The sequence below is a fragment of the Cobetia sp. D5 genome (assembly GCF_035666195.1).
Taxonomy (GTDB): domain Bacteria; phylum Pseudomonadota; class Gammaproteobacteria; order Pseudomonadales; family Halomonadaceae; genus Cobetia; species Cobetia amphilecti.
Map to the genome: position 1 here is coordinate 3,487,867 of NZ_CP142020.1, position 17,104 is coordinate 3,504,970.

1 protein-coding gene (cut by a window edge) is annotated in these 17,104 nt (G+C 63.8%); it reads right to left on the bottom strand.

What is annotated here, in order from left to right; genetic code table 11:
- A protein-coding gene (locus U0O11_RS14550) for a VCBS domain-containing protein (RefSeq protein ID WP_324690564.1) crosses the window boundary here: on the bottom strand, positions 1-17,104 show its 3' portion. 10,649 nt of this gene lie beyond the right edge of the window; 17,104 of the gene's 27,753 nt are visible here — the last part of the coding sequence; its start codon lies beyond the right edge, outside the window — the gene reads right to left on this strand; the stop codon is at positions 1-3.

Consider the following 17,104-nt stretch of genomic DNA (forward strand, 5'->3'; position numbering starts at 1 on the left):
TCAGCCGTCGACGTTCGTCTTGAGACTGTTGCTGTCGAGCAGAGATTGGATGATCTGCGTATCCGTGTCGCCACCTGATGTCAGGTCGACATCCTGCAGATTGATCTCTTGCGTGATATTGCTGCCGTCGGAACCGTCGACACTGATCTCGATATTGGTGCCACCTTCTCCGTCTGACTCGAAGTGCAGGAAGCTCGAGAGCGTATCGGCATCATCGTTGGACTGAAGCAGATCGGACAGATCGATGACATCGCCATCCGCGACACTGAAGTCGGTGATGGTATCCGTCGCCATGCCGCCTTCGCTGTTGATGTCATGACCGCTCAGCCACTGGAAGGTGTCGGCACCATCGCCGCCGGTCAGGATGTCATTGCCGGCACCTCCGACCAGAAGATCATCGCCCTCACCACCAGAGAGGATATCGTTGCCGGTGCCGCCTCTCAGCGTATCGTTGCCGCTGCCGCCTTCCAGACGATCACTGCCCTCGCCACCGCTCAGGGTGTCATTGCCACCCTGGCCAACCAGATAGTCCGCATAGAATGGGCCATCGCCATCTCCCGTCAGGGTGTCGTTGCCATCGGTGCCGATGACCACGGCCAGCTTGTCGACATCGATACTGACACTTGAGGCGTTGGTATCCCCGTCATTGTCGACCGTCACGTAATCGAAGCTGTCCGTGGAGCGCTCGCTGACGTTAGCCGGGGGCGTGTAGGTGAAGTCACCGCTCCCCAGATTGAACAGCATGCTGCCGCCCAGGTCCGTCGAGATGATCAACTCCAGGCTGTCCGCATCGTAGCTGCTGTTGTCCGACCCCGTAGCAGACACGGTGTTGGTAACCGGGTCATAACTGTAGGTCGTGCCATCCACGGTGACCGATTGCAGATAACCGCCATCCGCTCCCAACAGACTGCCATCCACGGAGCTGCCCGAGACAAGCTGACCACTGACAGGCGATTGCACGGTCGCGGCCAGACTATCATCGAGGTCCGAGAAACTGGTGACGATAGCGGCATCAATATCTTCATCAGCTGAGCCGTCATAGGCAATAGGATCAAGATTGCTCTCATTGACAGAGCCTCCCAAACCAATTGAGTAAGACTTAATTGAATTATCGATCAAAAATTGTTGCCATTCGACTTCTTCACCAGCTGAAATCCCAGCACTTCCAGAAGGACGATTAGGTATGCCATCGGAGAAGAAATAAGACACATTCTGTGCCGATTCAAGAGCACCATCTGCATTAAAATTCCACATTGCCGTATCAAGAGCAGAATCATAATTGGTAGCACCACCGGCTTCCAATGTATCCAATAACAATGAAGCTCTTTCGACCGTCACCCAGCCAGGCGCATACGATGCATAAGATTGGAAGACAACAAGGTTGACCATCACGTCACCGAAATCATCGTAAGAATCTAGAAGCACCTTGACCGAATCAATTGCACTCTGAAGACGAGTGCTATTGTCAACTCCATCACTCGTACTCATTGAACCCGAGATATCCAGCATTATTGTGACATTGGTATCCACCAGGGTGGACGAGAAGCTCTGCGCTTCCTGCTGCTCAGGTGCATCATCCTCGATGCCGATGGTCAGCGTGCCGGTGGAGCTGGCGCCTTCGCTATCCGTTGCGAGCACACCGAAGTCCAGAGACAGGACATCTTCACCATCACCCGAGTGATCGACCGCCTGACTCAGAGTGAAGGTATAGGCGCCGCTGTCATCGATGGTCACCGTCGCGACTTCATTGCCATCAGCATCGGTTGCCACCATTGACTGGGTGCCGCTGCCGGACCAGGTCACCGCACTGCCACCGGAGGTGATGGCCGTGGCAGGAGCCGTCAATACCAGCGACACGCTGTCACTGTCGACATCCGTGACGGAAACCGTACCGGTGACAGTGGTGGCATCGGTGGTATCCGTGAAGCCATCAGCCGCATCGCTATCGGCGATACCGCCTTCGAGCCCTTCTTCGCTGACGCGGCCTTCAGTCGCAGTCACCACCGGGGCATCATTCGTCCCCTGAATGGTAATGGTGACATCCTGGGTAGCTGTCGCTCCCGCCGTATCCGTGACAATGACGGTGTAGGTCAGGACCAGCGACTCGCCTGCAGACAGGTAGTCGAAGCTTTCCCCGGCAGCACTGCTGTCGAAGGACCAATTGAGCGTACCTTCAGTGCTCTCGTCATCGATGACGGCCCCGGTATCCACGCCCAGCAGCGCAAGCAGGTCATCGTTGTCCAGCGTGCCGGTGTCGCCATCACTGGAGACGCCGGCGACGCTCGGCGTCACGCTGTTGCTGAGATCCACGTCATCCACCGACAGAGTCCCGCTGGCACTCAGCGGTGAATCCGTCTCCGTCAGGCTGGCGGCTGCACTGTCGCCACTGCTGACACTGATCTCCGGCGCATCGTTGCTACCATTGATGGTGATGGTCAGCGTGGTAGTGGCGGTATCACCGTCAGCATCCGTGATCACGTAGGTATAGACGTCCGTGACCGACTCACCCGCCGCCAGGTACTGCAGATCTTCGCGTGCTGACTGGTAGCTGTAGGAGCCATCCGCTTCAAGCGTCAGCTCGCCATAAGACCCAGTGATCACGGCCGCCGCACCATCGCTCACCGCGACGGTTTCTGATCCAGAAGTGACGGCGGTGACGGTGACCGCATCGGCCCCCAGGGTGTCCACCGTCGCAGATGAGCCGTCCACTACATTGCCGGTAACGGCAGCACTGCGATTCTCGTTCATGCTGCTGGTATCAGCGTTGGCTATCGGCGCGGTGTCCAGAACGGTGACATCCAGACTGGATGTGGTGCTCTGACCGGCAAGATCCGTCACCACGACAGCGAAGTCGTCAACGACACGGTCATCGCCACCGGAATGATCAGCCGCAGTGCCATCTTCCACATAGCTGTAGGAGGCCACTCCGGTGTCGGCATCATAGCCAGTGACGGTCAGCGTGCCTTCACCATCTGGATTGGAGATCACTACCGGTGTGGTGCTGGCATCCGTGATATCCACGCCAGCAATCGTCACTGCCGCGATACCTGCTGCAGCTGACACGGTAAAGGTATTGGTAAGCGTGCTTCCGGTCGCTTCGGTGACGGACTGGTCTTCCAGTGAACTGATGACCGGCAGCGCATCATCAGTCCCCTTGATGACGATATCCACTGTCGTGCTGGAGCCATCGCTGAGCTGCACGATGTACTGCTCATTGATCGTGTCGGCAGATGTCAGCCCCTGCACAGCGGCAGTGTCGTTATCCAGCGTATAGGTCCAGTTGCCGTCAGCATCGACGACGAAGGTACCGTAGAGACTGCTGTCGTCAGTGGCCGGCGTGAACGTCGGCGCGTCACTATCGACATCGGTCGCGGTCAGCGTCCCTGAAGCTTCCGTCACACCATCTTCGGCAACAGCGCCATCATCGGCACTGATGACGACAGGGTCATCAATCGCTGCGACGTCCTCGAAGCTGAGAATGGCTTCATCGAACTCGGTGCCATCCGTGATCACATAAGTGGTGTTAGGTACCGGACCGTTGTAATTCTCACCGGGCGTGAAGGTGAAGGTACCGTCAGCATTGATCAGAAGTGTGCCGACTTCGCCAAGATCCGCTGTCTTGCCCGGGTCGTACGTAACCCCGTCAACAGTGAAGCTGACGACGCTCAACTCATCACCATCGGCGTCGACGTCGTTGTTCAGGACGTTACCGCTGACCGGAGTATCTTCCTCGACCACGATCGGACCATCGTCATAGGCCACCGGCTTGTCATTCAAGCCCTGGACATTGATGGTGATGTCGGCGGTATCCGAGTCGCCATCCGCATCTAGGATGGTGTACTCGAATACTTCCTTGACGAGGTCACCGGCACCCAGTGCCTGAGCGCGCGCATCATCAAGGTCATAACTGAAGGTGCCATCGGTATTGATGGTCAAGCTACCGTAGCTGCCATCGACGGTAACGCTACCCTCATTGTCTGCCAGTGAAATGCCATCCAGATGCGTGATGGTCACGCCATCAGCGCCCAGCTCATCCTGTCCGCCGCCGACAACACTGGAAATGACATTGGTGTTGATCACCGGCTCACCATCCGGAGACGTATCATCTTCGCGAATGGTGTAGGTATCGTCATTGGCGACAGGCGCGGTATCCAGAATCTTGACGTCAAGACTGTCGCTGGTGCTCTGCCCAGCCAGGTCAGTGACGACCACGGCGTAGTTGTCGAACACGCTATCGTCGCCAGCCGAGTGATCCGCAGCCGTGCCATCCTCCACATAGGTGTAGGACACGGTGCCGGCATCGTAGCCCGTGATGGTCAGCGTGCCTTCGTCATCAGTCGCGCCCGGAATCACGATGGGGTTGTCCCCTGACGCCGAAGTGATATCCGTGCCATTGATGGTAACGCTGGCGATTCCGGCATCCGCTGCCACCTCGAAGGTGTCAGTGACCATCTCCCCCGTGGCCTCGGTCACTTCCTTGTCAGCCAACGTGATGACTGGCACTGCGTCGGTCGAGCCGGTGATATTGATGGTCAGCGTGGTGCTGGAATAATCGCCATCGCTGTCTTCCAGCACATAGGTGAAGACATCTTCCGCCGGTTCATTCTCTGCCAGAGACTGCGTCTTGGTGGTATCCAGAACGTAGGTATAGCTGCCGTCACTGTTGAGCGTCAGCGTGCCGTAGTCGCCCGTGACCGTGGCACTGCCGCCGTCGGCAATCCCGGTATCGTTCAGTTTGCAGACCATGAACGGCGCATCTGCACCCAGGACGTCCTCATTGTCATTGGCACCGTCGATCACGTTGCCCGTGAGCTCGTCCGTCGCATCTTCATCAATATCGCGCTCATCCGGCTTGGCCGTCGGCGCGGTGTCGAGGATCGCGATGTCCAGGCTGTCGCTGGTGCTCTGCCCGGCCAGGTCAGTGACGACCACGGCGTAGTTGTCGAACACGCTATCGTCGCCATCCGAGTGATCCGCAGCCGTGCCATCCTCCACATAGGTGTAGGACACGGTGCCGGAATCATAGCCCGTGATGGTCAGCGTGCCTTCGTCATCAGTCGCACCCGGAATCACGATGGGGTTGTCCACTGACGCCGAAGTGATATCAGTGCCATTCACGGTGACGCTGGCGATGCCGGCATCCGCTTCCACCTGGAAGGTGTCAGTGACGGTGGCGCCGGTCGCCTCAGTGACCGACTGGTCATCCAGCGAGGTGATGGTCGGCACGCCATCGGTCGAGCCGTCGACGGTGATGGTCAGCGTGGTGCTGGAGGCATCGCCATCGGCGTCGGTGATCGTGTAGCTGAAGACGTCGGTCAGTGACGCCCCGTCATCCAGGCCCTGGACCTCGGCATTGCTGTTGTCGAGCACATAGCTGTAGCTGCCGTCGGCTTCGAGGGTCAGCGTGCCGTAGCTGCCGGTGACGACTGCGGCGGCATCTGCCGTGACGTCGGACGCACTGCCGCCGTCCGGCGTGACGCTGGTCACGCTGGTGGCATCCGCGCCCAGGGTGTCGGCGGTGTCGCTGGCGCCGTCGATGACGTTGCCGTCGAGTGCCGTGGTGCTGTCCTCACCGATGTTGCGGGCGTCGGCGTTGGCGACCGGGGCGGTATCGAGGATCGCGATGTCCAGGCTGTCGCTGGTGCTCTGCCCGGTGATGTCGGTGACCACGACGGTGAAGCTGTCGGTGATGTCGCCGCCGGTGTGATCTTCGCTCGCGCCATCTTCGACGTAGCTATAGGTGACCTCACCGCTGTCGGCGTCATAGCCGGTCACGCTCAGGGTGCCTTCACTGGTGGTGAGCTCGACCGGATCGGCCTCGGTCGCGCCGGTGATATCAGTGCCATTCACGGTGACGCTGGCGATGCCGGCATCCGCTTCCACCTGGAAGGTGTCAGTGACGGTGCCGCCGGTCGCCTCAGTGACCGACTGGTCATCCAGCGAGGTGATGGTCGGCACGCCATCGGTCGAGCCGTCGACGGTGATGGTCAGCGTGGTGCTGGAGGCATCGCCATCGGCGTCGGTGATCGTGTAGCTGAAGACGTCGGTCAGTGACGCGCCGTCATCCAGGCCCTGGACCTCGGCATTGCTGTTGTCGAGCACATAGCTGTAGCTGCCATCACTGTTGAGGGTCAGCGTGCCGTAGTCGCCGGTGACGACTGCCGCGGCATCGGCCGTGACGGTGCTGCCATCGACGTCAGTGACCGTGGTGGCGTCCGCGCCCAGGGTGTCAGCGGTGTCGGTGGCGCCGTCGATGACGTTGCCATCGAGCGCCGTGGTGGTGTCTTCGGCGATGTTGCGGGCGTCGGCGTTGGCGACCGGCGCGGTATCGAGGATCGCGATGGCCAGGCTGTCGCTGGTGCTCTGCCCGGTGATGTCGGTGACCACGACGGTGAAGCTGTCGGTGATGTCGCCGTCGGTGTGATCTTCGCTCGCGCCGTCCTCGGCGTAGGTGTAGGTCACGGTGCCCGTGTCGGCGTCGTAGCCGGTCACGCTCAGGACACCTTCGACGGTGGTGATCTCGACCGGATCGGCCTCGGTCGCGCCGGTGATATCAGTGCCATTCACGGTGACGCTGGCGATGCCGGCATCCGCTTCCACCTGGAAGGTGTCAGTGACGGTGCCGCCGGTCGCCTCAGTGACCGACTGGTCATCCAGCGAGGTGATGGTCGGCACGCCATCGGTCGAGCCGTCGACGGTGATGGTCAGCGTGGTGCTGGAGGCATCGCCATCGGCGTCGGTGATCGTGTAGCTGAAGACGTCAGCCAGGCTCTCGCCATCATCCAGCGACTGCACGGCCGGATTGGTGGTGTCGAGCACATAGCTGTAGCTGCCGTCGGCTTCGAGCGTCAGCGTGCCGTAGTCGCCGGTGACGACTGCCGCGGCATCTGCCGTGACGTCGGACGCACTGCCGCCGTCCGGCGTGACGCTGGTCACGCTGGTGGCGTCCGCGCCCAGGGTGTCGGCGGTGTCGCTGGCGCCGTCGATGACGTTGCCGTCGAGTGCCGTGGTGGTGTCTTCGCCGATGTTGCGCGTATCGGCGTTGGCCGTCGGCGCGGTATCGAGGATCGCGATGTCCAGGCTGTCGCTGGTGCTCTGCCCGGTGATGTCGGTGACCACGACGGTGAAGCTGTCGGTGATGTCGCCGTCGCTGTGATCTTCGCTCGCGCCATCCTCGGCGTAGCTGTAGGTCACGGTGCCCGTGTCGGCGTCGTAGCCGGTCACGCTCAGGACACCTTCGACGGTGGTGATCTCGACCGGATCGGCCTCGGTCGCGCCGGTGATATCAGTGCCATTCACGGTGACGCTGGCGATGCCGGCATCCGCTTCCACCTGGAAGGTGTCAGTGACGGTGCCGCCGGTCGCCTCAGTGACCGACTGGTCATCCAGCGAGGTGATGGTCGGCACGCCATCGGTCGAGCCGTCGACGGTGATGGTCAGCGTGGTGCTGGAGGCATCGCCATCGGCGTCGGTGATCGTGTAGCTGAAGACGTCGGTCAGTGACGCGCCGTCATCCAGGCCCTGGACCTCGGCATTGCTGTTGTCGAGCACATAGCTGTAGCTGCCATCACTGTTGAGGGTCAGCGTGCCGTAGTCGCCGGTGACGACTGCGGCGGCATCGGCCGTGACGTCGGATGCACTCCCGCCGTCCGGCGTGACGCTGGTCACGCTGGTGGCGTCCGCGCCCAGGGTGTCGGCGGTGTCGCTGGCGCCGTCGATGACGTTGCCGTCGAGTGCCGTGGTGGTGTCCTCACCGATGTTGCGCGTATCGGCGTTGGCGACCGGCGCGGTATCGAGGATCGCGATGTCCAGGCTGTCGCTGGTGCTCTGCCCGGTGATGTCGGTGACCACGACCGCGAAGCTGTCGGTGATGTCGCCGCCGGTGTGATCTTCGCTCGCGCCATCCTCGGCGTAGCTGTAGGTCACGGTGCCCGTGTCGGCGTCGTAGCCGGTCACGCTCAGGACACCTTCGACGGTGGTGATCTCGACCGGATCGGCCTCGGTCGCGCCGGTGATATCAGTGCCATTCACGGTGACGCTGGCGATGCCGGCATCCGCTTCCACCTGGAAGGTGTCAGTGACGGTGCCGCCGGTCGCCTCAGTGACCGACTGGTCATCCAGCGAGGTGATGGTCGGCACGCCATCGGTCGAGCCGTCGACGGTGATGGTCAGCGTGGTGCTGGAGGCATCGCCATCGGCGTCGGTGATCGTGTAGCTGAAGACGTCAGCCAGGCTCTCGCCATCATCCAGCGACTGCACGGCCGGATTGGTGGTGTCGAGCACATAGCTGTAGCTGCCGTCGGCTTCGAGCGTCAGCGTGCCGTAGTCGCCGGTGACGACTGCCGCGGCATCTGCCGTGACGTCGGACGCACTGCCGCCGTCCGGCGTGACGCTGGTCACGCTGGTGGCGTCCGCGCCCAGGGTGTCGGCGGTGTCGCTGGCGCCGTCGATGACGTTGCCGTCGAGTGCCGTGGTGGTGTCTTCGCCGATGTTGCGCGTATCGGCGTTGGCCGTCGGCGCGGTATCGAGGATCGCGATGTCCAGGCTGTCGCTGGTGCTCTGCCCGGTGATGTCGGTGACCACGACGGTGAAGCTGTCGGTGATGTCGCCGTCGCTGTGATCTTCGCTCGCGCCATCCTCGGCGTAGCTGTAGGTCACGGTGCCCGTGTCGGCGTCGTAGCCGGTCACGCTCAGGACACCTTCGACGGTGGTGATCTCGACCGGATCGGCCTCGGTCGCGCCGGTGATATCAGTGCCATTCACGGTGACGCTGGCGATGCCGGCATCCGCTTCCACCTGGAAGGTGTCAGTGACGGTGCCGCCGGTCGCCTCAGTGACCGACTGGTCATCCAGCGAGGTGATGGTCGGCACGCCATCGGTCGAGCCGTCGACGGTGATGGTCAGCGTGGTGCTGGAGGCATCGCCATCGGCGTCGGTGATCGTGTAGCTGAAGACGTCGGTCAGTGACGCGCCGTCATCCAGGCCCTGGACCTCGGCATTGCTGTTGTCGAGCACATAGCTGTAGCTGCCATCACTGTTGAGGGTCAGCGTGCCGTAGTCGCCGGTGACGACTGCGGCGGCATCGGCCGTGACGTCGGATGCACTCCCGCCGTCCGGCGTGACGCTGGTCACGCTGGTGGCGTCCGCGCCCAGGGTGTCGGCGGTGTCGCTGGCGCCGTCGATGACGTTGCCATCGAGCGCCGTGGTGGTGTCTTCGGCGATGTTGCGGGCGTCGGCGTTGGCGACCGGCGCGGTATCGAGGATCGCGATGGCCAGGCTGTCGCTGGTGCTCTGCCCGGTGATGTCGGTGACCACGACGGTGAAGCTGTCGGTGATGTCGCCGTCGGTGTGATCTTCGCTCGCACCATCCTCGACGTAGCTGTAGGTCACGGTGCCCGTGTCGGCGTCGTAGCCGGTCACGCTCAGGACACCTTCGACGGTGGTGATCTCGACCGGATCGGTCTCGGTCGCGCCGGTGATATCAGTACCATTCACGGTGACGCTGGCGATGCCGGCATCCGCTTCCACCTGGAAGGTGTCAGTGACGGTGCCGCCGGTCGCCTCAGTGACCGACTGGTCATCCAGCGAGGTGATCGTCGGTACGCCATCGGTCGAGCCGTCGACGGTGATGGTCAGCGTGGTGCTGGAGGTGTCGCCATCGGCGTCGGTGATCGTGTAGCTGAAGACGTCGGTCAGTGACGCGCCGTCATCCAGGCCCTGGACCTCGGCATTGCTGTTGTCGAGCACATAGCTGTAGCTGCCGTCGGCTTCGAGCGTCAGCGTGCCGTAGTCGCCGGTGACGACTGCCGCGGCATCGGCCGTGACGGTGCTGCCATCGACGTCAGTGACCGTGGTGGCGTCCGCGCCCAGGGTGTCAGCGGTGTCGGTGGCGCCGTCGATGACGTTGCCATCGAGCGCCGTGGTGGTGTCTTCGGCGATGTTGCGGGCGTCGGCGTTGGCGACCGGCGCGGTATCGAGGATCGCGATGTCCAGGCTGTCGCTGCTGCTCTGCCCGGTGATGTCGGTGACCACGACGGTGAAGCTGTCGGTGATGTCGCCGTCGGTGTGATCTTCGCTCGCGCCGTCCTCGGCGTAGGTGTAGGTCACGGTGCCCGTGTCGGCGTCGTAGCCGGTCACGCTCAGGACACCTTCGACGGTGGTGATCTCGACCGGATCGGCCTCGGTCGCGCCGGTGATATCAGTGCCATTCACGGTGACGCTGGCGATGCCGGCATCCGCTTCCACCTGGAAGGTGTCAGTGACGGTGCCGCCGGTCGCCTCAGTGACCGACTGGTCATCCAGCGAGGTGATGGTCGGCACGCCATCGGTCGAGCCGTCGACGGTGATGGTCAGCGTGGTGCTGGAGGCATCGCCATCGGCGTCGGTGATCGTGTAGCTGAAGACGTCAGCCAGGCTCTCGCCATCATCCAGCGACTGCACGGCCGGATTGGTGGTGTCGAGCACATAGCTGTAGCTGCCGTCGGCTTCGAGCGTCAGCGTGCCGTAGTCGCCGGTGACGACTGCCGCGGCATCTGCCGTGACGTCGGACGCACTGCCGCCGTCCGGCGTGACGCTGGTCACGCTGGTGGCGTCCGCGCCCAGGGTGTCGGCGGTGTCGCTGGCGCCGTCGATGACGTTGCCGTCGAGTGCCGTGGTGGTGTCTTCGCCGATGTTGCGCGTATCGGCGTTGGCCGTCGGCGCGGTATCGAGGATCGCGATGTCCAGGCTGTCGCTGGTGCTCTGCCCGGTGATGTCGGTGACCACGACGGTGAAGCTGTCGGTGATGTCGCCGTCGCTGTGATCTTCGCTCGCGCCATCCTCGGCGTAGCTGTAGGTCACGGTGCCCGTGTCGGCGTCGTAGCCGGTCACGCTCAGGACACCTTCGACGGTGGTGATCTCGACCGGATCGGCCTCGGTCGCGCCGGTGATATCAGTGCCATTCACGGTGACGCTGGCGATGCCGGCATCCGCTTCCACCTGGAAGGTGTCAGTGACGGTGCCGCCGGTCGCCTCAGTGACCGACTGGTCATCCAGCGAGGTGATGGTCGGCACGCCATCGGTCGAGCCGTCGACGGTGATGGTCAGCGTGGTGCTGGAGGCATCGCCATCGGCGTCGGTGATCGTGTAGCTGAAGACGTCGGTCAGTGACGCGCCGTCATCCAGGCCCTGGACCTCGGCATTGCTGTTGTCGAGCACATAGCTGTAGCTGCCATCACTGTTGAGGGTCAGCGTGCCGTAGTCGCCGGTGACGACTGCGGCGGCATCGGCCGTGACGTCGGATGCACTCCCGCCGTCCGGCGTGACGCTGGTCACGCTGGTGGCGTCCGCGCCCAGGGTGTCGGCGGTGTCGCTGGCGCCGTCGATGACGTTGCCGTCGAGTGCCGTGGTGGTGTCCTCACCGATGTTGCGCGTATCGGCGTTGGCGACCGGCGCGGTATCGAGGATCGCGATGTCCAGGCTGTCGCTGGTGCTCTGCCCGGTGATGTCGGTGACCACGACCGCGAAGCTGTCGGTGATGTCGCCGCCGGTGTGATCTTCGCTCGCGCCATCCTCGGCGTAGCTGTAGGTCACGGTGCCCGTGTCGGCGTCGTAGCCGGTCACGCTCAGGACACCTTCGACGGTGGTGATCTCGACCGGATCGGCCTCGGTCGCGCCGGTGATATCAGTGCCATTCACGGTGACGCTGGCGATGCCGGCATCCGCTTCCACCTGGAAGGTGTCAGTGACGGTGCCGCCGGTCGCCTCAGTGACCGACTGGTCATCCAGCGAGGTGATGGTCGGCACGCCATCGGTCGAGCCGTCGACGGTGATGGTCAGCGTGGTGCTGGAGGCATCGCCATCGGCGTCGGTGATCGTGTAGCTGAAGACGTCAGCCAGGCTCTCGCCATCATCCAGCGACTGCACGGCCGGATTGGTGGTGTCGAGCACATAGCTGTAGCTGCCGTCGGCTTCGAGCGTCAGCGTGCCGTAGTCGCCGGTGACGACTGCCGCGGCATCTGCCGTGACGTCGGACGCACTGCCGCCGTCCGGCGTGACGCTGGTCACGCTGGTGGCGTCCGCGCCCAGGGTGTCGGCGGTGTCGCTGGCGCCGTCGATGACGTTGCCGTCGAGTGCCGTGGTGGTGTCTTCGCCGATGTTGCGCGTATCGGCGTTGGCCGTCGGCGCGGTATCGAGGATCGCGATGTCCAGGCTGTCGCTGGTGCTCTGCCCGGTGATGTCGGTGACCACGACGGTGAAGCTGTCGGTGATGTCGCCGTCGCTGTGATCTTCGCTCGCGCCATCCTCGGCGTAGCTGTAGGTCACGGTGCCCGTGTCGGCGTCGTAGCCGGTCACGCTCAGGACACCTTCGACGGTGGTGATCTCGACCGGATCGGCCTCGGTCGCGCCGGTGATATCAGTGCCATTCACGGTGACGCTGGCGATGCCGGCATCCGCTTCCACCTGGAAGGTGTCAGTGACGGTGCCGCCGGTCGCCTCAGTGACCGACTGGTCATCCAGCGAGGTGATGGTCGGCACGCCATCGGTCGAGCCGTCGACGGTGATGGTCAGCGTGGTGCTGGAGGCATCGCCATCGGCGTCGGTGATCGTGTAGCTGAAGACGTCGGTCAGTGACGCGCCGTCATCCAGGCCCTGGACCTCGGCATTGCTGTTGTCGAGCACATAGCTGTAGCTGCCATCACTGTTGAGGGTCAGCGTGCCGTAGTCGCCGGTGACGACTGCCGCGGCATCGGCCGTGACGGTGCTGCCATCGACGTCAGTGACCGTGGTGGCGTCCGCGCCCAGGGTGTCAGCGGTGTCGGTGGCGCCGTCGATGACGTTGCCATCGAGCGCCGTGGTGGTGTCTTCGGCGATGTTGCGGGCGTCGGCGTTGGCGACCGGCGCGGTATCGAGGATCGCGATGGCCAGGCTGTCGCTGGTGCTCTGCCCGGTGATGTCGGTGACCACGACGGTGAAGCTGTCGGTGATGTCGCCGTCGGTGTGATCTTCGCTCGCACCATCCTCGACGTAGCTGTAGGTCACGGTGCCCGTGTCGGCGTCGTAGCCGGTCACGCTCAGGACACCTTCGACGGTGGTGATCTCGACCGGATCGGTCTCGGTCGCGCCGGTGATATCAGTACCATTCACGGTGACGCTGGCGATGCCGGCATCCGCTTCCACCTGGAAGGTGTCAGTGACGGTGCCGCCGGTCGCCTCAGTGACCGACTGGTCATCCAGCGAGGTGATCGTCGGTACGCCATCGGTCGAGCCGTCGACGGTGATGGTCAGCGTGGTGCTGGAGGTGTCGCCATCGGCGTCGGTGATCGTGTAGCTGAAGACGTCGGTCAGTGACGCGCCGTCATCCAGGCCCTGGACCTCGGCATTGCTGTTGTCGAGCACATAGCTGTAGCTGCCGTCGGCTTCGAGCGTCAGCGTGCCGTAGTCGCCGGTGACGACTGCCGCGGCATCGGCCGTGACGGTGCTGCCATCGACGTCAGTGACCGTGGTGGCGTCCGCGCCCAGGGTGTCAGCGGTGTCGGTGGCGCCGTCGATGACGTTGCCATCGAGCGCCGTGGTGGTGTCTTCGGCGATGTTGCGGGCGTCGGCGTTGGCGACCGGCGCGGTATCGAGGATCGCGATGTCCAGGCTGTCGCTGCTGCTCTGCCCGGTGATGTCGGTGACCACGACGGTGAAGCTGTCGGTGATGTCGCCGTCGGTGTGATCTTCGCTCGCGCCGTCCTCGGCGTAGGTGTAGGTCACGGTGCCCGTGTCGGCGTCGTAGCCGGTCACGCTCAGGACACCTTCGACGGTGGTGATCTCGACCGGATCGGCCTCGGTCGCGCCGGTGATATCAGTGCCATTCACGGTGACGCTGGCGATGCCGGCATCCGCTTCCACCTGGAAGGTGTCAGTGACGGTGCCGCCGGTCGCCTCAGTGACCGACTGGTCATCCAGCGAGGTGATGGTCGGCACGCCATCGGTCGAGCCGTCGACGGTGATGGTCAGCGTGGTGCTGGAGGCATCGCCATCGGCGTCGGTGATCGTGTAGCTGAAGACGTCAGCCAGGCTCTCGCCATCATCCAGCGACTGCACGGCCGGATTGGTGGTGTCGAGCACATAGCTGTAGCTGCCGTCGGCTTCGAGCGTCAGCGTGCCGTAGTCGCCGGTGACGACTGCCGCGGCATCTGCCGTGACGTCGGACGCACTGCCGCCGTCCGGCGTGACGCTGGTCACGCTGGTGGCGTCCGCGCCCAGGGTGTCGGCGGTGTCGCTGGCGCCGTCGATGACGTTGCCGTCGAGTGCCGTGGTGGTGTCTTCGCCGATGTTGCGCGTATCGGCGTTGGCCGTCGGCGCGGTATCGAGGATCGCGATGTCCAGGCTGTCGCTGGTGCTCTGCCCGGTGATGTCGGTGACCACGACGGTGAAGCTGTCGGTGATGTCGCCGTCGCTGTGATCTTCGCTCGCGCCATCCTCGGCGTAGCTGTAGGTCACGGTGCCCGTGTCGGCGTCGTAGCCGGTCACGCTCAGGACACCTTCGACGGTGGTGATCTCGACCGGATCGGCCTCGGTCGCGCCGGTGATATCAGTGCCATTCACGGTGACGCTGGCGATGCCGGCATCCGCTTCCACCTGGAAGGTGTCAGTGACGGTGCCGCCGGTCGCCTCAGTGACCGACTGGTCATCCAGCGAGGTGATGGTCGGCACGCCATCGGTCGAGCCGTCGACGGTGATGGTCAGCGTGGTGCTGGAGGCATCGCCATCGGCGTCGGTGATCGTGTAGCTGAAGACGTCGGTCAGTGACGCGCCGTCATCCAGGCCCTGGACCTCGGCATTGCTGTTGTCGAGCACATAGCTGTAGCTGCCATCACTGTTGAGGGTCAGCGTGCCGTAGTCGCCGGTGACGACTGCGGCGGCATCGGCCGTGACGTCGGATGCACTCCCGCCGTCCGGCGTGACGCTGGTCACGCTGGTGGCGTCCGCGCCCAGGGTGTCGGCGGTGTCGCTGGCGCCGTCGATGACGTTGCCGTCGAGTGCCGTGGTGGTGTCCTCACCGATGTTGCGCGTATCGGCGTTGGCGACCGGCGCGGTATCGAGGATCGCGATGTCCAGGCTGTCGCTGGTGCTCTGCCCGGTGATGTCGGTGACCACGACCGCGAAGCTGTCGGTGATGTCGCCGCCGGTGTGATCTTCGCTCGCGCCATCCTCGGCGTAGCTGTAGGTCACGGTGCCCGTGTCGGCGTCGTAGCCGGTCACGCTCAGGACACCTTCGACGGTGGTGATCTCGACCGGATCGGCCTCGGTCGCGCCGGTGATATCAGTGCCATTCACGGTGACGCTGGCGATGCCGGCATCCGCTTCCACCTGGAAGGTGTCAGTGACGGTGCCGCCGGTCGCCTCAGTGACCGACTGGTCATCCAGCGAGGTGATGGTCGGCACGCCATCGGTCGAGCCGTCGACGGTGATGGTCAGCGTGGTGCTGGAGGCATCGCCATCGGCGTCGGTGATCGTGTAGCTGAAGACGTCAGCCAGGCTCTCGCCATCATCCAGCGACTGCACGGCCGGATTGGTGGTGTCGAGCACATAGCTGTAGCTGCCGTCGGCTTCGAGCGTCAGCGTGCCGTAGTCGCCGGTGACGACTGCCGCGGCATCTGCCGTGACGTCGGACGCACTGCCGCCGTCCGGCGTGACGCTGGTCACGCTGGTGGCGTCCGCGCCCAGGGTGTCGGCGGTGTCGCTGGCGCCGTCGATGACGTTGCCGTCGAGTGCCGTGGTGGTGTCTTCGCCGATGTTGCGCGTATCGGCGTTGGCCGTCGGCGCGGTATCGAGGATCGCGATGTCCAGGCTGTCGCTGGTGCTCTGCCCGGTGATGTCGGTGACCACGACGGTGAAGCTGTCGGTGATGTCGCCGTCGCTGTGATCTTCGCTCGCGCCATCCTCGGCGTAGCTGTAGGTCACGGTGCCCGTGTCGGCGTCGTAGCCGGTCACGCTCAGGACACCTTCGACGGTGGTGATCTCGACCGGATCGGCCTCGGTCGCGCCGGTGATATCAGTGCCATTCACGGTGACGCTGGCGATGCCGGCATCCGCTTCCACCTGGAAGGTGTCAGTGACGGTGCCGCCGGTCGCCTCAGTGACCGACTGGTCATCCAGCGAGGTGATGGTCGGCACGCCATCGGTCGAGCCGTCGACGGTGATGGTCAGCGTGGTGCTGGAGGCATCGCCATCGGCGTCGGTGATCGTGTAGCTGAAGACGTCGGTCAGTGACGCGCCGTCATCCAGGCCCTGGACCTCGGCATTGCTGTTGTCGAGCACATAGCTGTAGCTGCCATCACTGTTGAGGGTCAGCGTGCCGTAGTCGCCGGTGACGACTGCGGCGGCATCGGCCGTGACGTCGGATGCACTCCCGCCGTCCGGCGTGACGCTGGTCACGCTGGTGGCGTCCGCGCCCAGGGTGTCGGCGGTGTCGCTGGCGCCGTCGATGACGTTGCCATCGAGCGCCGTGGTGGTGTCTTCGGCGATGTTGCGGGCGTCGGCGTTGGCGACCGGCGCGGTATCGAGGATCGCGATGGCCAGGCTGTCGCTGGTGCTCTGCCCGGTGATGTCGGTGACCACGACGGTGAAGCTGTCGGTGATGTCGCCGTCGGTGTGATCTTCGCTCGCACCATCCTCGACGTAGCTGTAGGTCACGGTGCCCGTGTCGGCGTCGTAGCCGGTCACGCTCAGGACACCTTCGACGGTGGTGATCTCGACCGGATCGGTCTCGGTCGCGCCGGTGATATCAGTACCATTCACGGTGACGCTGGCGATGCCGGCATCCGCTTCCACCTGGAAGGTGTCAGTGACGGTGCCGCCGGTCGCCTCAGTGACCGACTGGTCATCCAGCGAGGTGATCGTCGGTACGCCATCGGTCGAGCCGTCGACGGTGATGGTCAGCGTGGTGCTGGAGGTGTCGCCATCGGCGTCGGTGATCGTGTAGCTGAAGACGTCGGTCAGTGACGCGCCGTCATCCAGGCCCTGGACCTCGGCATTGCTGTTGTCGAGCACATAGCTGTAGCTGCCGTCGGCTTCGAGCGTCAGCGTGCCGTAGTCGCCGGTGACGACTGCCGCGGCATCGGCCGTGACGGTG